We start from the raw sequence: 19,478 nt of genomic DNA, 5'->3' as shown, positions 1-19,478 counted from the left end.
CACCGTTAGAGCCCGGCATCTGTGAGCTGCCGGGTTGAATGTTCCAGCACTCTTAGGTCAGCACCTGAGCTCTGGGCTTGCTGACCGAGCTCGCGACGCCAGTGACGGGCACCCGGAACCCCTTCCACCAGCTGCACAAGGTGGCGGCAGAGATCCCACAGTCGGCCCCCCCGTTTCAGGTGGCGTTCGGCATGGGGCATCAGGCCTGTGATCACGTCCGAAGCTTTCACAGTCTTTGGTGCCTCGCCATAAATCAGTGCATCCACCGTTGCCCAGCGCAGAGGATGGGCATAGGCGGCTCTGCCAACCATCGCGCCGTCGCATTGATTCAGAGCAGAGAGGCATTGTTCCGGGGTGTCGAGTCCGCCGTTCAGCTCGATCTTGAGCTCAGGTCTTCGTTGTTTGAGCGCGATCACCCGCTCGTGCTGCAACGGAGGAATCGTGCGGTTCTGTTTTGGATCGAGGCCATCCAGCCAGGCTTTGCGCGCATGCACGCTGAAGCGGGAGGCGCCGGCCGCGGCCACCTGATCCACAAAAGCAGTGAGCAGGGTGTCGCTATCGAGATGATCAATACCAACACGGTGTTTCACCGTCACCGGCAGGGCAGTGGCGGACACCATCGCTTCCACGCAGCGGGCCACGCGTTCGGGTTCCGCCATCAGGCAGGCTCCGAAATTGCCGGCCTGAACCCGAGGGCTTGGGCAGCCCACATTGAGGTTGATCTCGTCATAACCCCAGTCCGCTGCCATGCGAGCAGCCTCGGCGAGCAATTGAGGCTGATCACCGCCGATTTGCAGGGCGATCGGATGCTCCTCCACATCGAAGTCGAGCAGGCGCTCCCGTCGCTTGGTGTAGTGAAGCGCCTGGGCCACCACCATTTCGCTGTACAGCAGTGCTTGACAGCTGATCTGGCGCATCAGCTGTCGATAATGCCGGTCTGTGCAGTCCAGCATCGGAGCGATGCTGAAGCGCCAGCAAGGTTCCCGATCGGTTCTGGTGAGGGAATCCATCCCTCCATGCTGCCTGGTTCCTGGTTCCGAGTTGTCTAGAACGGTTTCAGCAAAGATGTGACATCCGTGATGCCCTCCACCTTCGAAAAGTGGCTGCTGAGCAGACGTTCCATGCTGGTCGCCACGGTTTCGGGGCTGGTCGGTGTTTTTCGTGCTCCGAAGCAGGTTTCCGCCGCTTCCGATGCGTCGGATTCCAAGTGGGATCTTTCCGATCAGGAATGGAGGAAACGTTTGTCGCCTGATTCGTATCAGGTGCTTCGCAGGGAAGGCACCGAGCCCCCTTTCAGCAGTGAGCTCAACAGCGAGAAGAGATCCGGTACCTATTGCTGCGCTGGATGCGAACTTTCGCTGTTTTCGTCGCAGGCCAAGTTCGACAGTGGCACAGGTTGGCCAAGCTTCTGGCAGCCCTTGCCGGGTGCCATCGCCACGAAAGTAGATTTCAAGTTGATTGTTCCTCGCACGGAATACCACTGCAGCCGCTGTGGCGGCCACCAGGGTCATGTGTTCAATGACGGTCCCAGGCCCACCGGCAAGCGCTACTGCAACAACGGCGTCGCCCTGCGCTTCCAGCCCGCTTGATCTGATTGTGATCGGTGGTGGTCCTGCCGGTTACATGGCAGCGATCACCGCTGCAGAACAGGGTCTGCGTCGGGTTGCGGTTCTTGAGGCCACCCCGGAGCCGCTGCATAAGGTGCGCATCAGCGGTGGTGGTCGCTGCAATGTCACGCATGCCTGCTGGGATCCCGTTGAACTCTCCAGCCATTACCCGCGTGGTAGTCGACCGTTGCGGGGCCCATTCAGTCGTTTCGCTTGTGGTGATGCGATCGCCTGGTTCGATGACCATGGCCTCACGCTTGTTGAGGAACCAGACGGACGCATGTTTCCGCAGCAGAACCGTTCGGAGGCGGTGATTCAATGCTTGCAGAACGCCGCGACTGAGGTGGGCGTGCAGCTTCGGACCAAGGTGATGGTGCAACGGGTTGCGCTGCAGACGGATGGTGTTTTCTTGGTCGATGGGCGCGGGCTTGATCAGCCATTGAAGGCTTGCAAGGTGATGCTGGCCACCGGTGGTCATCCCAGTGGTCGAAAGCTCGCGGAGTCCCTCGGTCATCAAGTGGTGCCGCCGGTTCCTTCTCTGTTCAGCCTTTCGCTGCACACCAAAGCACTTGCCTCTTGCAGCGGCATTGCCCTTGATGACGTGAGCCTTGATCTGAAGCTCGGTGATCAGCGCTTCAGACAAACCGGTCGGGTGCTGATCACCCACCGAGGTCTCAGTGGTCCCGCAACGCTGCGACTCTCCGCTTTTGCTGCCCGGGCTCTTTATCAATGCCACTACAAGGGCGAACTGAAGGTTGACTGGAGTGGCGGTCTGGGCCGTAAGGGTGTGGAGCAGGGACTGCGGCAGTGGCGGTTGGAGAAAGCCAGACGCACCGTGGTTTCAGCCAAACCGTTTGAGCATCTGCCGCGACGCTTGTGGCAGGCCTTCTTGCATGAGGTTGCTGTCGAGGATGAGCGCCGCTGGGCGGATCTGCCGTTGAAGGCAGAGCGTCAGCTCGTCGACATTCTCTGCGCTCAGCGTCTGCTGATTCAGGGCCGGGGTCCATTTGGTGAGGAGTTCGTCACAGCTGGTGGCGTGGCCCTGGGGGAGGTGAATCTGGCCACGATGGAAAGCCGTCGCTGTTCAGGGCTGTATGTGGCGGGTGAACTGCTCGATGTGGATGGTGTCACCGGAGGGTTCAACTTCCAGGCCTGCTGGAGTGGAGGCTGGCTTGCCGGCCAGGCCATTGCCGCCACCTAGTCCCCGCATTGCGTCACTGAATCTGATCAAACACGGTGAACATCGGCAGATACATCGCCAGAAGGATCGAGCCAACAATGCCACCCACCACAACGATCATCGCTGGTTCCAACATTGAGGTGAGTGCCTTCACAGACGCAGAAACCTCATCTTCATAGAAGTCAGCCACTTTGCTGAGCATCTGGTCCATCTCCCCGGTTTCCTCACCGATCGAGAGCATGCTCAGGGCCATTTCGGGCAACACTTTCTGTCGTGTCAGCGCCGTGCTCAGCAGCACTCCTTCCTGAACCAGCGCTCTCGAGTCGAGGATCGCGTCGGAAATGATCGAATTGCCTGCCGTTTCACTGGAGATCTCCAGTGACATCAGGATCGGTACCCCTGCTCGGCTCAGCGAGCTGAAGATCCTGCAGAACTGAGCGGTTGCGGTCTTCATGATCAGTTCTCCGAACAGCGGCAGCTTCAGCATCAACCGGTCGACCACGCGTCTGCCGTTATGGGTCGCGTAGTAGCGGCTGAACAGCCACACAGCCACCAGGAGACCACCGGCAAACACCAGAGCTGCTGATGAGCGCAGCAGTTTGCTCAGGTCCACCATCAGCTGGGTGAACAGCGGCAGTTCAGCGCCGAGATCCTCGAAGATTCCAGCAAATGTGGGGATCAGGAAGATGGTCATTCCCAGAAACACCAGGATGGCGATCACCAGCACCGCCACTGGATAGCCCAGGGCACCTTTGATCTGGTTCTGCAGCCGGGCATTGTCTTCAAGCAGCTTGGCGAGCCTTTTCAGCGATTCATCCAACACCCCGCCAGCTTCACCGGCTTCCACCATGGCCACAGTGAGCTGGTCGAACACCTTGGGCCACTGACGCATCGCACTGCCCATCGCAGTGCCCTGGTTCACTTCCCTGCCCACTGCAGTGAGTGCTTTTTTGAACATCGGCAGCTTCTGCTGGCTGGTCATCAGATCGAGGCTGCGCACGATGGGGACCCCTGCATTCACAAGCGCCGCAAGTTTGCTGGCCCAAACGGCCTTCTGCTTCACTCCGGGAGGTTTTTGGAAAGCCTCTTCAAGCGATTGCAAGAGACCCCGGGCGTTGTTCTGATCGTTTTCCTCAGCCTGTTTAGCGACAGTTGTTGTTGACAGGCTGATGTCCTGAACACGCAACCCGCTGCGCCGCAATTGCCTGCGTGCGTCGTCTGCGGAGGTGGAATCGATGGTCACATGGCGTTCATTGCCACGCAGGGTCAGGCATCGAGCCTGAAATCGTCGTGTGCTGGTTTTCCCCTGCTGGGCAGTCTCATCACAGGGTTCAATTTGAATCGGTTTGCATCCACGGCGCCTGAGTTGTCGTTTCGCGATCTGGATGTCATCTGCTTTCAAGGTGATGCTGACTCTCTGTCCAGTGCGATTGAGATAGACCGCGCGATAGTCGCCCATGACTCAAGGAGAGCTGATCAGCCGATCCAGTTCGCCTTCTTTGGAGGCTTTGGATAGGGCTTCCGTTTTGGTGATTGTGTTGTTTTTCACCAGATTCGCCAGTGCTTTTTCCAGGGTCTGCATCCCCAGCTCGCCGCCGGTCTGAATCTGTGAATACAGCTGAGCGGTCTTGCCCTCGCGGATCAGGTTGGCAATGGCAGGGGTGTTGATCATGATTTCCTGAGCCATCACTCGGCCGAACTGACCTGGAGCGGGGTTGTTGCGTTGGCAAAGCGTCTGGGAAAACACCGCCAACAGGCTTCCGGAGAGTTGCACACGGATCTGGGTCTGCTGGCCGGGAGGAAACACATCCACCATGCGGTCCACCGTCTGGGCAGCGGAACTGGTGTGCAGAGTGCCGAAGACGAGGTGACCGGTCTCCGCGGCGGTGATGGCCAGCTGAATGGTTTCCAGGTCGCGCATCTCTCCGACCAGGATCACGTCGGGGTCTTCCCGCAGGGCTGCTCTGAGTGCATTTCCAAAGCTGCGAGTGTCCTCATTGAGCTGACGCTGGTGCACCAGGCTGCGATCGCTTTTGTAAACAAACTCGATCGGATCTTCGATGGTGAGAATGTGTTCGGCCCGGCTGTGGTTGATGTGATCCAGCAATGCGGCCAGGGTGGTTGTCTTGCCTGAGCCTGTGGGTCCAGTCACCAAAACGAGCCCCCGCGGTCGTTGACTGGTTTCCACCACCACCGGAGGCATATTCAGCATTTCGATGCTTGGGATTGTGCTTCCCAGTGCTCGCAGGCAGGCCGCATAGCTTCCTTTCTGGCGATACACATTCACCCGGAAGCGGGCAACGCCCTTGAGTCCGTAGGCGCAGTCAAGTTCCCATGTCTGTTCAAGCGTCTTGCGTTGGCTGTTGTTGAGCATCGAGAAGATCAGCCGGTTACAGCTCTCCTCCGGCAGAGCTGCATCACGCATCGGCCGCAGCTTGCCGCTGAAACGTCCGTAGGGGGGCTGGCCGCTGGCGATATGCAGGTCACTGCCTCCGTTTTTCACCAGTTCCTGCATCAGGTCCTCGATCATCAGCTCCATCGCTTCGTCCTCAGTGACGTGGTGTCAGGCAGTAGGGACATTCCAGCCAACCTTCCTGGAGTCCGCCACCACAGCCATGGCAGGTGAGGGTGCTGAGAGCGCGTGCGCGTCGTTCCGATTCCAGCCCCGCGTCTGTGAGAACCATCCTGCCCACTTCCTCCAGGGTCGTATGTCCCTCCCTCACCAGGTCAAGGCTGTAACCCAGCAAGGTTTTCATCCCTCCCTCCAGAGCGAGCTGTCTCACCATGTCTGTGGTGGCGCCCTTGGCCACGGCGGCCGCGAGAGCTTCATTCATGCGCAGCACTTCGTAGACCCCCACGCGTCCCTTGTAACCACTGCCCTGGCAATGGGGGCATGGGTTGGACTGGCCTTCATGGTGGTTGGCTCTGAAAAAGCTCACGTTCGCTTCATTGCTCGCCATCAGGCCGAAACGAGCCAGTTCTTGGGGATCAGGCCGGTAGGCGATCCTGCAAGTCGAGCAGACCCGTCGAAGCAGACGCTGGGACACGATCCCGATCAGTGAGGCGCTCACCATGAAAGGCTCCACACCCATCTCATCGAGACGGGCGATGGCGCTGGGAGCATCGTTGCAGTGAAGGGTGGTCAGCACCAGGTGACCGGTGAGTGCGGCTTCGATGGCTGTTTTCGCGGTTTCCAGATCGCGCGTTTCGCCCACCAGCAGCACGTCCGGGTCCTGGCGCATGAAGGCCCTCAGTGCCTGGCTGAAGTCAAATCCCTTCTCCCTGTTCACCTGACACTGGGTGATGCCTGGCAGCGTGTATTCGATGGGGTCCTCAACGGTGGAGATGTTGATTCCTGGTTCGTTGCGCTCCGCCAGCAGGGAATACAGCGTTGTCGACTTACCGGATCCAGTCGGTCCTGTGACCAGGATCATCCCGAAGGGCTTGGATCCCAAGGTGCGCACCAGATTCAGGGCGTCAGCATTGGAAATGAGTTTGTCGAGACCCAGCTGGGTGGCCGAGCTGTCCAGAAGCCGCAGAACGATTTTTTCCCCATAGCGGCTCGGCAGACTGTTGACCCTGAAATCCACTGTCCTGTTCTGGAAGCGGCGGCGGATGCGGCCGTCCTGGGGAAGCCGGCGTTCGGCGATGTCCAGTTCCGCCATGATCTTGAATCTGGAGGTCACCGCAGGCACCATCCGACTGGGCAGAGGTTCGATCTGGCTCTGCAGCACCCCGTCCTGACGAAAGCGCAGCTGGAGTCCGGCCTGCTGAGGCTCCACATGGATATCGCTGGCACCCAGTTCGAGGGCCTGCATCAGGATGCGATCCACCAGATCGATCACCGGTGAGCGTTCCGCATCGTTGAGCCCCGATTCAAGATCCGCGGGTTTCGAGGAGTCGGCATCCTTCTCGTCGGGATCAGCTTCCAGCACCCCATTGACGTTGAAATCCCTCAGATAGGAGGTAGCCGTCTCGGCAACGGTTTCGGCCTCTGCAGCGTTTGAAACTGAGGTTATGGGTTCCGGCAAGACCTCGATATGTCTTGGCGGTGTTTCCGTGATGGGTGGTTTGAGGGGGAGTGCTTCATCGCTCACCGGGAGGTTGTTGTCGAGCAGCTTCCTCAGGCTTTCGGCGAGCGCAGCGTGACGAGCAGGATCAAATCCCATCGTCGCCAGTTCCTCGAGCAGAACAGGTTGATCAGAGATGCCGAAATCGCCTGGAATGGCCCGCTGCAGCAGAAGTTCCAGTTCCAGATGCCGACGGTCGTCGCTCACGGCTTCAATTCACAGAAAGGTGCGGGCTTCCCCCGCTTGTGGGAGGACTGCCTCACCTATCAACATGTCTAGACGTGAATTCGCAACCGGTCAGCATGAGTGGCGATGCTTCCACCCCAGCGCAGGATCCGTCATCGGCTGGTTCCGACGGCCAGCAACCTGCCGTGACAACAAACGAAACTCTGGAAACGACACCAGTCGTTGAGGAGGCAGCGTCAGCCGCAGATGCTGTCGAATCGGAGTCAGGTACCCAGTCCGTCGACAACGAGACCCGTCTTGAGCAGCTCGAGAAGGAGCATTCCGCGCTCAGAGAAGAGCATGAAGTCTTGCGCGGTCAATACGTGCGTATCGCAGCGGACTTCGACAACTTTCGCAAGCGTCAGAGTCGCGATCAGGATGACCTCAAACTGCAGCTCATCTGCAGCACCCTCAGCGAAATCCTTCCGGTTGTGGACAACTTCGAGCGTGCCCGTCAGCAGCTCGATCCTCAGACTGAAGAAGCCCAGGCGCTTCACCGCAGCTATCAGGGGCTTTACAAGCAGCTGGTTGAGGTCCTCAAACAGCTGGGTGTGGCTCCGATGCGAGTGGTCGGCCAGGAGTTTGATCCAACCCTGCATGAGGCTGTGTTGCGTGAGCCCAGTGAGGAGCATCCTGAGGATGTGGTGATTGAGGAGCTTCAGCGCGGCTATCACCTCGACGGCCGTGTCCTGCGTCACGCCATGGTCAAGGTTTCGATGGGGCCAGGTCCGCAACAGGATGCCAGCGGAGAGACGTCTACCCCTGATGCCGAGGCAGCGTCTGATGGGGAGGCTTCAGGTGATGACAACGGTTGATCAGCCCCCTGCTTCTACTGTGATCTCCGGGATGTCAAGCTGATGGCCGATTATTACGAGCTGCTCGGTGTCAGCAGGGATGCGGATGCCGACACCCTCAAAAGGGCCTATCGGCGACTGGCTCGCCAGTATCACCCTGACATCAACAAGGAACCTGGCGCCGAGGATCGCTTCAAGGAGATAGGCCGCGCCTACGAGGTACTCAGCGATCCCCAGACCCGTGGTCGCTACGACCAATTCGGCGAGGCGGGGCTTGGTGGTGCCGCCGGAATGCCCGATATGGGCGACATGGGTGGTTTCGCCGATATTTTTGAAACCTTCTTCAGCGGGTTCGGTGGAGCCGCAGGCGGTGGCCGTCAACAACGTCGCCGTGGTCCTCAGCAGGGGGATGACCTGCGCTACGACCTCACGATCGATTTTGATCAGGGAGTGTTCGGACAGGAGCGTGAGATTCGTGTACCTCACCTGGAAACCTGCACCACCTGCTCCGGAAGCGGTGCCAAAAGCGGCAGTGGTCCCACCACCTGTTCCACCTGTGGAGGTGTTGGTCAGGTGCGCCGGGCAACCAGGACTCCTTTCGGCAGTTTCACCCAGGTGGCGGAATGTCCCACCTGCACCGGCAGTGGCCAGGTGATTGCTGATCCCTGCAATGCCTGTGGCGGTCAGGGAGTGAATCAGGTCCGCAAAAAGCTGCGCATCAACATCCCAGCCGGTGTTGACACCGGTACCCGCTTAAGAGTGGCTGGTGAGGGTAATGCCGGCTTACGCGGAGGTCCCTCAGGCGACTTGTATGTGTTCCTGACCGTTAAGGCCCACCCTTCTTTGCAGAGGGACGGTTTGACGGTTCATTCCGAAGTGAAGGTGAGCTACCTGCAGGCGATTCTCGGTGACACCATCGAAGTGGACACGGTGGACGGCCCTACAAGCCTTGAGATTCCTGCAGGAACTCAACCCAATGCCGTTCTCACTCTGGAGAACAAGGGCATTCCCAAGCTGGGAAATCCTGTGGCTCGGGGTAATCAACGCATCACGGTCAACGTGAAGCTTCCCACCCGGCTCAATCAAGAGGAGAGGGGACTGCTTGAGGAGCTCGCTGGACATCATTCCGCCAGGGGAGAACAGCACCATCACCACAAGAGTGGACTGTTTGCGCGTCTGTTCGGACAGCGCTGACCATGACGGAACGTCACCCCGATCACCAGCTCGATCTCTGTGGGACGCCCTGTCCGCTCAATTTCATTCGCTGTCGGCTCACTCTTGAGAGCATGACCACCGGACAGTGTCTGCAGGTGGATCTTGACCCAGGCGAGCCTGAAGAGATGGTGGTTCCTGGACTGCGTCGTGATGGTCATCAGGTCTTCGTGGAGCGTCTTTCTGATGTTCAGGTGCGTCTGAAGATCATCTGTGCCGGTGCTTAGCCATGAGCTGCATCCGGGCATGGTCGTTGCACTGCAGGCCAACTACCTCGATGTGGAACTTGAGGCTCCGCCCGTTGATGTTCCTCCCCGTCTTCTCTGCACACGTCGCACCCGACTGAACCATCGTGGAGCCGCGGTCCACGTCGGTGATCGCGTTGGAGTCGAAGCCATTGACCGTGATCACGCCAGGGCAGTGGTTGCGGAAGTGGATCCTCGCAGCAGTTTTCTGGTTCGACCTCCCGTGGCCAATGCCTCCTGCATCCTCGTCGCGGTTGCGGTTGAGCAACCTGCTTTTGATGCCGATCAGGTCAGCAGGTTCCTGCTTACTGCTGAGAAGACCGGATTGCAGGTTTTGCTTGTGTTGACCAAGTGCGATCTGCTGGATTCCGCCGCTTTGTCGCAGCTGCAGCAACGCCTGCACGGATGGGGCTATGACCCGATTCTTGTTTCGGCTCGCTCTGGAATGGGGTTCGACGAACTGCGAGCGCAGTTGGCGACCGTTCCGATCTCGGTGCTGTGCGGTCCCTCGGGGGTGGGCAAAAGTTCGCTGCTGAATGGCCTCCTGCCCGGATTGGCATTACGGGTGGGTGAAGTGTCGGGTCGCCTGCAGAGGGGGCGTCACACCACACGTCATGTGGAATTGCATGCGATTACCTCTGGCTCCAGGGTTGCTGACACTCCGGGATTCAACCGCCCGGAGCTACCGGATGATGTCTCCAATCTGGAAGTGCTGTTTCCGGAGCTCCGAGTGCAGCTCGACAGGCATCCCTGCCGTTTCCGTGATTGCTTGCACAGGGATGAGCCAGGTTGTGGTGTGACACGCGACTGGGAGCGCTATCCGATGTATCGCAAAGCGGTGGAGGAACTTCTCGAGATCAACCGCCCATTCCGGGCAGGTTGAGATCGAGCCCGCCCGTGAGCTCCTGCATCCGTTCCTTCATGGTGCCAGTGGAGTTTTCATAAGCGGACTGAAGGGCGGCAAGTGTGGCGGCTTCAGCTGCCTCCTGTCCTTCGCTCAGCAGGCTGGGATCCAATGTCACACGCAGCGGCTGCTGGTTGCCAGAGAGCCAGATGCGGGCGCGTCCGTCTTCACTGCTGCCTTCGATCTCCATGGCATCGAGCTCCTCCTGCAGCTTCTGGGCATCCTGTTGGATTTGCTGTGCCTTACGGAAGGCTTCGGTGAGCTGTCCAAAATTGGGAAGTCCGAACCCGGCCATGACATCGCTGAAGGAACCGAAAGGTTAGGCCGCCGTTTCAAATCCCAGTCGTTTCACTTCAGGTTGCAGCTCGATGCCGTGGGCATCGGCCACTTCCTTTTGCACCAGGCCGATCAGATTGCGGATGTCTGCAGCGCAGGCTCCTCCGGTGTTCACGATGAAATTGGCGTGAATTTCGGAGATCTGAGCTCCACCGACGCGACGGCCTTTCAGGCCAAGACCCTCAATCAGACGACCGGCCTTCGCCGGTTCCGGGTTGCGGAAGACGCTGCCGCAACTCGGTTGCTTGTAGGGCTGGGTACTGGTGCGATGGTTGAGGTTTCCGGTGGTGCGTTCCTGCAGTTCAGCCGGATCATGACCTGCTTCAAGTTGAAACTCTGCGGCCACCACCAGCACTGGTTTGGTCTGCAGAGCACTGTGGCGGTACGCGAAATCCAGGGATTCCCGCGCAAGCCTCCTGATCTGGAAATCATCGCCTTGCAGAGGAACGACATCCACGCTGAGCAACCGTTCAGCCGTGCAGCCACCCTGAGCACCCGCGTTCATGACAGCGGCTCCGCCAACGGTGCCAGGGATGCCCACGGCCCACTCCAGCCCCTGCAATCCCTTTCTCGCGGCACGTCTTGCCAGGGTGGGGATCGGTTCACCTGAACTTGCCCGCACCCTGCCTGTCCGGGAATTCAGGTCAAGTCCCTGCAACCGCCGCAAGCAGAGAGTCAATCCTGGAAGCCCTGCATCAGCAATCAGCAGATTGGAGCCTGCACCGATCACACGCACGGGTAAACCTTCATTTGCCGCCCAGTTCAACAAAGTGGGAATCTGCTGGGCTGCGTTCGGTTCGGCCAGCCATTGAGCCGGTCCGCCCACTCTCCAGGTTGTGTAGTGAGCGAGGGAAACCTGCGCCTGCAGGATTCCCTTTTCTTTCAGAACACTCAAGCAGTCAGTGTCGACTGACATGACGTCTGCTCCTGCAATGAGTTTGGTGACAGCCGCGACCAGAGGCTGTTCACATCACCGGCCCCCATCGCCAGCACGAGGTCATCAGCATGGCTGTGCGTCTTGACCAGATCCGTCAGCTCGTCCATGGTTTCTGCCACAAGAACGGTCTGGTCGAGATTGTGTTGCTGAATGCAGGATGCGAGGGATTCACTGCTGACACCGGCAATTGGAGTTTCACCGGCTGAGAACACGGGAGCCAGTACAACAATGTCCACGCCGGAGAGTGCCTTCGCGAATTCGTTCTGAAACTCCTGAGTCCTGCTGTATCGATGGGGTTGAAACACAGCCATCAGCCTCTTTGGGCTGCGTGGTAGGGGGCTTCGCCCACTGGTCACCATCAGAGCTGCCATGGCCAGAGTGGCTGCCACCTCACTGGGGTGATGGGCGTAGTCATCCACAACCAGCCGACCTTGCCAGTCGCCGCGATAGTCGAAGCGGCGACCTGGAGTTTTCAAGCTGTCGAGGTGGGTGATCAGACGTTCGAGAGGGATTCCTTCCAATCGGCAGGCTGCAAGAGCTCCCAGAGCATTGCTCAGGTTGTGAAGGCCTGGCAGCGGCAAGGTGATCCGGCCGACGCACTCACCTTGTTCGTAGAGATCCGCAACTGTGTGGTCACCCTCAAGCGCGATTGGCAAGGCTGCGTACTCGACGTTGTCACTGCGTTGCACTGACCACCAGGCATCGGCTTGAAAGTGTTCGCTCAGGATCGGGTCATCCTGGTTGGCTAGCAGTCGACCGCAACCTGAAGCGAAGCGCCGCATCGTGGTGATCAGATCATCCAGATCCCTGTAATGATCCGTGTGATCCAGTTCCAGATTGGTGATCACGCCCAGGGTTGCGTTGAATTTCACCAGGGAGCCGTCGGATTCATCGGCTTCTGCGACAAGCAGACGTCCTGCGCCCGCATGACCGTTGCTTGCGTAACAGGGAACGATGCCACCGATCACAGCGGTGGGATCTTCTCCTGCACTGTGGAGGAGCGAAGTGACCACTGTGCTCGTGGTGGTTTTGCCGTGGGTGCCCGCTACTGCGATGGAGGGCTGTTGATCAATCAGGGCAGCGAGCAGATCGGAGCGGTGCCAGACAGTCAGTTCCAACCGTCGAGCTGCGGCCAGTTCCGGATTGCTGTCCGGGATGGCACTGCTGATGACGACCAGGGGAGAAGCGAAACCAAGTTTCTCCAGCTGATCGAGATTGTCCGCCGTTTGCGAGCCGAAAGTCACCATCCCCAGCGACTGCAGGGATTCCATTGCTGGCGACATCCTGCGGTCTGAACCACTCACCTTGTGACCACGACTGAGCAGAATTCTTGCGAGGGCAGACATGCCGATTCCGCCTGCACCGATGAAGTGCACTGAGGAAGGGCTGTCAAGCGATCTGCTCAATGACCAATGCCATGGACGCGCACCTTAAATCAGCATTTCCTGTTGACCACTAATCGCCGCAAACTGTCGTTTTAAATCCTTCCAAGATTTGCTGAGTAAGCACGTTGAATGGAAATTGGCGATTTCTGTATGATCAGCGGCCATTCCCCGCGGATTAACCGCTTCTGATATGACCCTGCGCGTTGCGATCAATGGATTCGGCCGAATCGGTCGCAATGTGATGCGGGGATGGATCAGCCGTGGCGCTGACACCGATATCGAGATCGTGGGCGTGAATGCCACCTCGGACCCCAAAACCAGTGCTCACCTGCTCACCTATGACTCCATTCTGGGCAAGCTCGACCCCGGCGTGAAAATTGAAACCACTGACGACTCGATGATCGTCAATGGCAAGCAGGTGAAATTCTTCTCCGACCGCAATCCCCTCAACTGCCCCTGGAAGGATTGGGGTGTGGATCTGGTCCTCGAGTCGACCGGTGTCTTCAACACAGACGAGAAAGCCAGCATGCACATTCAGGCTGGCGCCAAGAAGGTGATTCTCACAGCTCCCGGTAAGGGTCCCAAGGTCGGCACCTTCGTGGTCGGTGTGAACGAGGATCAATACCGTCACGAGGATTTCGACATCCTCAGCAACGCCAGTTGCACCACCAACTGCCTTGCCCCTCTGGTGAAGGTCATTGATCAGTCGATCGGCATTAATCGTGGTCTGATGACCACGATTCACAGCTACACAGGCGACCAGCGGATTCTCGACAACAACCATCGCGATCTGCGTCGTGCCCGTGCCGCTGCTGTGAACATGGTTCCCACTTCCACCGGTGCAGCCCAGGCAGTGGCTCTTGTCTATCCAGCTGTGAAGGGAAAGTTCACCGGCATCGCGATGCGCGTTCCCACCCCGAACGTCTCAGCCGTCGATCTGGTGTTTGAGTCCAACCGTGCCTCTTCCGTCGATGAGATCAAGTCGATTCTCAAGGCAGCTGCTGATGGCCCCATGAACAAGATCATCAAGTACGGAGACCTGCCGCTGGTGTCCAGCGACTACGCAGGCACCAATCAGTCGACCATCTTTGATGCGGATCTGACCCTGGCCATGGGTGACAACTTCTTCAAGATCGTTGCCTGGTACGACAACGAGTGGGGCTACAGCCAGCGGGTTGTCGACCTTGCCGAGGTCGTCGCCAGGAACTGGAAATGATCAGGTTTTGATCTGATGTCTCAATCCCTCCCGCTGGGAGGGATTTTTTGTTCAGGCGTCATTCAGTGCAACGCCGAAGTGATCAAATCCCGCAGCGGTTACAGCGAGCCTGGTGTCACTCCAAACGATTTCATCGCTCTCGGCTGTGATGCAGCCGATCCGCCTGCTGCCCGGTTGATGTTCGAGCCAGTGCTCGGCCCAGTCGGAAGGCAGACTCAGCACCAGTTCAAAATCCTCACCACCGTTGAGGCACCATTGATCCCACAGATCGCCTGAAGGCCACCCTTCGGGCCGTGGAAGCCAGTCATGGGTCAGTTGCGCTCCGCATCGGCTGCTGTCGCAAAGAGCCTTCACCGCAGCCAGAAGGCCATCGCTGCTGTCCGTGCCGGCTGCTCTCCATGGCAGGTCCTCAGGTTTGTTCTCGAGCAGTGTTTTCAGGGCATCCAACCGCGGTCTCGGGCGCTGATGTTGGCTGATGGCCCGTTGTTGAAGCTTGTCCGCCAGCCCACTATTTTCATTCAGAGCCGGATCACCCTGCAGCAGTGCCAGACCTAAACGGCTCAGGCCATGGGCCCCGCTGGTGACGAGCCAGTCACCAGGGCAGGCATCAGCACGGTGCAGGCGCAGGGGTCCCAGTCGACCGAGTGCGGTGATTGAGATCAGTCTTTGTTTGCCTGCGGAGCAATCCCCTCCCAGCAGGATGCCGCCATAGCAGCTGAGAGCTTCACTGATACCGCGATACAGGTCCTCAACCCAGTGCCAAGAGGTGTATCCCGGTGCCACCAGAGCCACCGTGATTCCAACCACTTCCACAGCACCGCTGGCTGCGAGATCGGAAATATTGGTCGCTACGGCGCGCCAGCCCACGTCGGCTGGACTTGTTGTGCCATCACTGAAGTGAATGCCATCCACCAGGACATCAGTGTTCACCAGCAGCTGCCGGGGGTCGGCGGCAAGGCCGGAGGTGTCATCAGCCAGCTGGCCCGGTGGAGCAAAACAGGCAATCCGCCTGAGCAGCTCCGCTTCACCCAGTTCCGCCAGTGTGACCTTCAAGGAACTCAGGCGTGCTGCTGGAGTCGATTTGCACCATCAACCACTTTGATCCGCTTGATTTCATCGTTGACCCCCAGTTCCTCGAGCACATCAAAGCCGTCAACGACGTAACCGAAGGCTGCATTGCGACCATCCACCAGATTCAGCCCTGCTGGTGTCAGCTCCGCCTCATAGAGGAACAGGAAAAACTGGGATGAGCCATCGTCAAGCGCCTGATCGGAGTGTGCCCAACCCAGCGTTCCGAGTGTGGAGAAGGGAAGCACCGGAGTGGCTTTGAACAGACCAACGTCTTCGAAGGTCTGGTTGTAAAGGGTTTCGGGTTCATCGGGAACGCGGATTTCCAGTGGCACATGGCGTTCCTGCTTGGTTTTTGGATCCACGTAGCCGATGTCAGGTCCTTTGGGATCACCGCTCTGCAGGATGTAGAAATCTTCCGCACGGTTGAAGGGCAGGCCGTCGTAGAAGCCCTTCAGGCTGAGATCGATGAATGCACCAGCGGTCAGCGGTGCGTTGTAACCATCCACCACAGCGGTGAGATCACCTTCAGTGGTTTCGATCACCACGGTGGCTCGGCCCGCCAGTCGCGGCAGCTCGTCGAATTCCGCAGGGATGTCGGGTAACCGATCGTCAATCAGCAGTGCCTCCAGATCACCGATCTGGCTGAGGGTCTGGCGACGAGACTGGATGAAACCCGCTTTGTCCTTGCCTTCAATGCTTTCCTCGAGAACGTTCAGGTCATCGGCAACAGAATCAAGGATCTTTTCGGCCTTTGCCTGATCGTCGCTGGGCATCGCGGCGATGATTGCACTCCTCCTGTCGCTCAGGAGGGATTGCGTGCGCTTGAGACCTCGTCCGAGAGCACTCCAGCGTTTGGCACGCAAGTCATCACTGGTGCCTTCAAGCAGATGCTGCAAATCGCGAAGATCCTGCTGATTCATGGGCAAAGAATCACGCAGGATCGCTGCCGGATCCTGAACGGCGTTTCCCTGGGGGAGTCCCGCCCAGGCCGGAGGGGTCCAGGCCAGGCCAATCACGATCAGCAGGCTGATCAGCCATGCGCTCAAGCGTTGAAATTCCAACCGAATCGCCAAGGAGAACCCCAGGTGCTGAAAGGACTTTGGCACAGCCGTATGATCCCCTGAACCGTTCGGCGGGAATGATCTCCAGCAACGATTTTCGCACCGGCACCACGATTGAGCTCGACGGTGCCGTTTGGCGCGTGGTCGAGTTCCTGCATGTGAAGCCTGGCAAAGGCTCGGCTTTTGTTCGCACGAAACTCAAGTCAGTCCAGACCGGGAGCGTTGTTGACAAAACCTTCCGCGCCGGAGAAATGGTTCCTCAGGCCTTGCTGGAGAAAGCCACACTTCAGCACACCTACATGGAAGGTGAGGACTATGTCTTTATGGACATGTCGAGCTATGAGGAAACCCGTCTCACCGCTCAGCAGATCGGTGACAGCCGCAAGTACCTCAAGGAGGGGATGGAAGTGAGTGTGGTCTCCTGGAACGAGAAGCCCCTCGAAGTTGAATTGCCCAACTCCGTTGTGCTGGAGATCACCCAGACCGACCCTGGCGTGAAAGGTGATACTGCCACCGGTGGAACCAAGCCTGCGATCCTTGAAACCGGCGCTCAGGTGATGGTTCCTTTGTTCCTCTCGATCGGCGAGAAGATCAAGGTGGATACGCGCAACGATTCCTACCTGGGTCGGGAGAGCAGCTGAGTCATGCAACTCGATCACGATCAGCTGCACAAGCTCTTGGACGCCTTGGCTGAGAGCGACATTCAGGAGTTCCGCCTTGAAGGCGATGACTTCCGTCTGGAAGTTCGTCGCAACCTGCCGGTTACAGCCGTGGCTGCACCCCCGGTCACTGTCGCTCAGACTGTTTCACCTGCACCTGTTGTTGATGTCCCTGTCCAGGGGGACACAGCCCCAGCGGCTCCACCGCCCGCGGCGGGCTCCCGATCTGATCTGGTGGATGTCACGGCACCGATGGTCGGCACCTTCTACACGGCCCCTGCTCCAGGGGAAGCACCCTTCGTGGAGATCGGCAGTCGCATCAATGCCGGTCAGACGATCTGCATCCTTGAAGCGATGAAGCTCATGAACGAGCTGGAAGCCGAGGTTGCAGGCGAAGTGGTGGAAATCCTTGTCGACAACGGCACCCCTGTGGAATTCGGGCAGGTGCTGATGCGCGTCAAGCCTGGCTGAGTTCCCAGGCCGCCTGAATTGCCGCCAGCATGCTGGCTCCCCGTGCGACACCTTCTCCGGCAATGTCGAAGCCGGTGCCATGGTCGGGAGAGGTTCGCAGAAAAGACAGGCCCAGGGTTGTGTTGACCGCCTGATCGAAAGCCAGCAACTTCACCGGAATCAGGCCCTGATCGTGATACAGCGCCAGGATTCCGTCGGGTCCGATCCGACGGTCAATGTTTCGCCAGGCCTTGGCCGCACTCAGCCAGCAGGTGTCAGGGGGAATGGGGCCTTTCAGTTGCACGTCACGACGTTCTCTGGCCCAACGCTCCAGCAGAGGGTTCAGCCACTGCTGCTCTTCACCTCCCAGTTGTCCCTGCTCGCCGGAATGCGGATTGAGGCCGGCCACCAGCAATTGAGGCGTGGGATTGAAGCGCAGGCAGAATTCCGCCAGTTCATCGAGTTTTCGCCCAACCAGATCCGCGCTGAGAACCTCCGCGACCCGCCCTAGAGGAATGTGTGTGGTGGCAAGCAGAGTATTGAGTCTCCATCCGCTGAAAGGGGAGACAGCCGTGAACAGCATGGAAGCGGCTTTTTGCCCATCCAGTTCAGCCAGCCGTTCGGTCTGGCCTGGATAGCGATGTCCGGCGTCATGCCAGGCATGTTTAGCGATCGGTGCGGTCACCAGTGCCCGCCCTTGCTGTTGTTGCACCAACTCCACAGCCCGGGTCAGCCAGCGGAAACCGGCTTCTCCGCTTCTGGCTCCCGCCTCGCCGGGTTCAAGAGGACCTCCGGGCACCGGGAGATCCTCAATGTTCAGTGCATCAGGATCTGCGATGGGATCCTGTGAGTGCTGTCTGAGATTGGCGGCGGCTTTCTGCAGGCTGGCCCTGCAGCCGACCAGCAGAGGAGTCGGCATGTTCGCTGGTTGCCTGGGATCAGCGAGCGCTTTCAGCGTGACTTCCATGCCAATCCCGGCAGGATCTCCGAGTGCGATCACGAGGCGCTGATTAGCGTCATGGCATTCGATGGATGAGGTCATGCTGCGTTGGCTGGTGATCGGCCTTTTGCTCTATGGCCTGGGGACGGCGCTTCGGGAAGGCTGGCTTGAGGTTCAGTGGGGTCGCTTGCTGCATGATGCAGGTCTGACGTTCATCGATCCTGATCAGCCCTTGAAGCTGGATCAGATTCCTCAGCTCAGTCCGGAGCGCTCCGCGCCAGGCTCTCCATGAGTCTCTCCTCCTCCAGGCAGTGCTGGAGACCGCTGCGGAAGTTCGGATGAATCATGGAGTATCCAAGTGTTTTGCAGAGAAGGTCGTTGCTGACCCGGCGGTTTTCGGCCCAGAAGCTGCGGGCCATCGCGCTCATGTCTGTCTCAGCGTCCGCGTAATCGCGAATTTCCGGAAGGTTGCAGTTCAAAAGGTCTGCGGCGTGACGCTGCATCACATGGCTTGGAGCCGGCTCATGGTCACAGATATTGACGATGGCAGGGTGTTGGCCAGCGGCAGAGCAGTGCATCAGGTGCAGACAGCCAGCGGCGATGTCATCGACGTGCACCCGGCAGAACACCTGGCCCGGCTTGTGTATGGGCTTCAGGGTGCCGGCCCGCACAGCAGCAAGAGGTGAACGACCCGGTCCATAGATACCGGGCAACCTGAGAATCTGCACCGGCAGACCGCTGTGCAGCCACTCTTGCTCGCAGATCAGGCGTCTGCGGCTGCGATCCTGGCCGGGCTTTGGTGTATCCGATTCACTCACCCAGGCTCCATCTGTGTCGCCGTAGACACCAGTTGTGGAGAGATACCCAACCCAACGCAGGGGCAGCTGACAGAGCTGAGCTCCCAGTGTCCGCAGCACAGGGTCGTTCTGATCACGCCCAGGGGGGATGGTGCTGAGCAAATGGGTCACGCCATGCAGTTCTGCCTCGGTCGGTATCACGTTCCTGGTCGTGTCAAAGCGCAGGGATCTGCTGTTGGACTCTGGGTTTCTGCGAGTGGTGAGAACACTGATGTTCAGGGCTTCAGCCAAGGCAGCGACCCGACGTCCACTGAAGCCGGCTCCAAGGATGCACAGCCTGGATTCAGCGGGCAGCGATCGGCAACGGTTGACAAGTGATTCCGGCATGA

Annotated in this window: 21 protein-coding genes; 10 read left to right on the top strand and 11 right to left on the bottom strand. The window is 58.9% G+C overall.

Annotated features, from left to right (window positions below; genetic code table 11):
* Positions 1-5 precede the first annotated feature (5 nt).
* A complete protein-coding gene (dusA, locus tag SIB83_RS07200) occupies positions 6-1,010 on the bottom strand; it encodes a tRNA dihydrouridine(20/20a) synthase DusA (protein ID WP_413747221.1) in 1,005 nt (334 codons plus the stop codon).
* A 69-nt stretch (positions 1,011-1,079) separates the two neighbouring features.
* Here dusA and msrB point away from each other — a divergent pair, with 69 nt between their 5' ends.
* On the top strand, positions 1,080-1,589 hold the full coding sequence (gene msrB, locus SIB83_RS07195) for a peptide-methionine (R)-S-oxide reductase MsrB (protein ID WP_413404618.1): 510 nt from the start codon (positions 1,080-1,082) through the stop codon (positions 1,587-1,589).
* Entirely contained in the window at positions 1,519-2,808 is a 1,290-nt protein-coding gene (locus SIB83_RS07190) for an NAD(P)/FAD-dependent oxidoreductase (RefSeq protein ID WP_413747220.1), read from the top strand. Before msrB ends, SIB83_RS07190 begins: the two co-directional genes overlap by 71 nt.
* 13 nt (positions 2,809-2,821) lie before the next feature.
* Here the strand turns inward: SIB83_RS07190 and SIB83_RS07185 are convergent, their stop codons facing one another.
* Genes SIB83_RS07185 through SIB83_RS07175 form a run of 3 tightly spaced genes read right to left on the bottom strand, consistent with a single transcriptional unit; the run spans position 2,822 to position 7,064 of the window.
* Positions 2,822-4,246: a type II secretion system F family protein gene (locus tag SIB83_RS07185; RefSeq protein ID WP_413747219.1), complete on the bottom strand. Its 1,425-nt coding sequence runs from the start codon at positions 4,244-4,246 to the stop codon at positions 2,822-2,824.
* Positions 4,247-4,249: 3 nt separating this feature from the next.
* Entirely contained in the window at positions 4,250-5,326 is a 1,077-nt protein-coding gene (locus SIB83_RS07180) for a type IV pilus twitching motility protein PilT (RefSeq protein ID WP_413747218.1), read from the bottom strand.
* 10 nt (positions 5,327-5,336) lie between these two features.
* Positions 5,337-7,064, bottom strand: a complete 1,728-nt coding sequence (locus SIB83_RS07175) for a GspE/PulE family protein (protein ID WP_413747217.1) — start codon at positions 7,062-7,064, stop codon at positions 5,337-5,339.
* Positions 7,065-7,159: 95 nt separating this feature from the next.
* Between SIB83_RS07175 and grpE the strand changes: the two genes are divergently transcribed.
* The 4 genes from grpE to rsgA are packed head-to-tail and all read left to right on the top strand — an operon-like array spanning position 7,160 to position 10,216.
* On the top strand, positions 7,160-7,897 hold the full coding sequence (grpE, locus tag SIB83_RS07170) for a nucleotide exchange factor GrpE (RefSeq protein WP_413747318.1): 738 nt from the start codon (positions 7,160-7,162) through the stop codon (positions 7,895-7,897).
* Between the two features lie 42 nt (positions 7,898-7,939).
* Positions 7,940-9,070: a molecular chaperone DnaJ gene (gene dnaJ, locus SIB83_RS07165; protein WP_413747216.1), complete on the top strand. Its 1,131-nt coding sequence runs from the start codon at positions 7,940-7,942 to the stop codon at positions 9,068-9,070.
* Between the two features lie 2 nt (positions 9,071-9,072).
* Positions 9,073-9,315 carry a sulfurtransferase TusA family protein gene (locus SIB83_RS07160; RefSeq protein ID WP_413404605.1) on the top strand — a complete coding sequence of 81 codons (243 nt, stop codon included), beginning with the start codon at positions 9,073-9,075 and terminating at the stop codon, positions 9,313-9,315.
* A 19-nt stretch (positions 9,316-9,334) separates the two neighbouring features.
* Complete coding sequence (gene rsgA / locus SIB83_RS07155; RefSeq protein ID WP_413404603.1) at positions 9,335-10,216, top strand: ribosome small subunit-dependent GTPase A; 882 nt, start codon at positions 9,335-9,337, stop codon at positions 10,214-10,216.
* Here rsgA and SIB83_RS07150 read toward each other — a convergent pair.
* From SIB83_RS07150 to murC, 3 genes are read right to left on the bottom strand one after another with little or no spacing between them, the layout of a single operon-like run.
* A complete protein-coding gene (locus SIB83_RS07150; protein WP_413404601.1) occupies positions 10,191-10,532 on the bottom strand; it encodes a YbaB/EbfC family nucleoid-associated protein in 342 nt (113 codons plus the stop codon). The genes rsgA and SIB83_RS07150 overlap by 26 nt on opposite strands.
* 24 nt (positions 10,533-10,556) lie before the next feature.
* Positions 10,557-11,489, bottom strand: a complete 933-nt coding sequence (gene murB / locus SIB83_RS07145) for a UDP-N-acetylmuramate dehydrogenase (RefSeq protein WP_413747215.1) — start codon at positions 11,487-11,489, stop codon at positions 10,557-10,559.
* Entirely contained in the window at positions 11,465-12,916 is a 1,452-nt protein-coding gene (gene murC / locus SIB83_RS07140; protein WP_413747214.1) for a UDP-N-acetylmuramate--L-alanine ligase, read from the bottom strand. The genes murB and murC overlap by 25 nt, the downstream gene beginning before the upstream one ends.
* Positions 12,917-13,085: 169 nt before the next feature.
* On the opposite strand from murC, the gene gap reads away from it, so the two are divergent.
* A complete protein-coding gene (gene gap / locus SIB83_RS07135; protein ID WP_413404595.1) occupies positions 13,086-14,111 on the top strand; it encodes a type I glyceraldehyde-3-phosphate dehydrogenase in 1,026 nt (341 codons plus the stop codon).
* A 51-nt stretch (positions 14,112-14,162) separates the two neighbouring features.
* Here gap and thiL read toward each other — a convergent pair whose 3' ends face one another.
* Positions 14,163-15,164, bottom strand: coding sequence for a thiamine-phosphate kinase (gene thiL / locus SIB83_RS07130; protein WP_413747213.1), 1,002 nt, complete (start codon positions 15,162-15,164; stop codon positions 14,163-14,165).
* Between the two features lie 5 nt (positions 15,165-15,169).
* Complete coding sequence (locus SIB83_RS07125; RefSeq protein WP_413747212.1) at positions 15,170-16,288, bottom strand: peptidylprolyl isomerase; 1,119 nt, start codon at positions 16,286-16,288, stop codon at positions 15,170-15,172.
* 32 nt (positions 16,289-16,320) lie between these two features.
* Between SIB83_RS07125 and efp the strand changes: the two genes are divergently transcribed.
* Together efp and accB are read left to right on the top strand one after the other, a co-directional pair.
* Positions 16,321-16,884 carry an elongation factor P gene (gene efp, locus SIB83_RS07120; RefSeq protein ID WP_413404589.1) on the top strand — a complete coding sequence of 188 codons (564 nt, stop codon included), beginning with the start codon at positions 16,321-16,323 and terminating at the stop codon, positions 16,882-16,884.
* 3 nt (positions 16,885-16,887) lie between these two features.
* Entirely contained in the window at positions 16,888-17,373 is a 486-nt protein-coding gene (gene accB / locus SIB83_RS07115) for an acetyl-CoA carboxylase biotin carboxyl carrier protein (RefSeq protein WP_413404587.1), read from the top strand.
* Here the strand turns inward: accB and pdxA are convergent.
* Positions 17,360-18,394 carry a 4-hydroxythreonine-4-phosphate dehydrogenase PdxA gene (pdxA, locus tag SIB83_RS07110; RefSeq protein WP_413747211.1) on the bottom strand — a complete coding sequence of 345 codons (1,035 nt, stop codon included), beginning with the start codon at positions 18,392-18,394 and terminating at the stop codon, positions 17,360-17,362. The genes accB and pdxA overlap by 14 nt on opposite strands.
* On the opposite strand from pdxA, the gene SIB83_RS07105 reads away from it, so the two are divergent.
* On the top strand, positions 18,393-18,584 hold the full coding sequence (locus tag SIB83_RS07105) for a 4-hydroxythreonine-4-phosphate dehydrogenase (RefSeq protein WP_413404583.1): 192 nt from the start codon (positions 18,393-18,395) through the stop codon (positions 18,582-18,584). The genes pdxA and SIB83_RS07105 overlap by 2 nt on opposite strands.
* On the opposite strand, the gene SIB83_RS07100 is transcribed toward SIB83_RS07105, so the two are convergent.
* Positions 18,550-19,476, bottom strand: a complete 927-nt coding sequence (locus tag SIB83_RS07100; protein ID WP_413404581.1) for an SDR family oxidoreductase — start codon at positions 19,474-19,476, stop codon at positions 18,550-18,552. The two genes, SIB83_RS07105 and SIB83_RS07100, sit on opposite strands and share 35 nt — an antisense overlap.
* Positions 19,477-19,478 lie beyond the last annotated feature (2 nt).

The organism is Synechococcus sp. MIT S9507 (genome assembly GCF_047304715.1).
In the GTDB taxonomy this organism is placed as follows: Bacteria; Cyanobacteriota; Cyanobacteriia; order PCC-6307; family Cyanobiaceae; genus Synechococcus_C.
The sequence above is the reverse complement of the archived record's forward strand: the minus strand, read 5'-3'. Positions and strand labels throughout refer to the sequence as shown.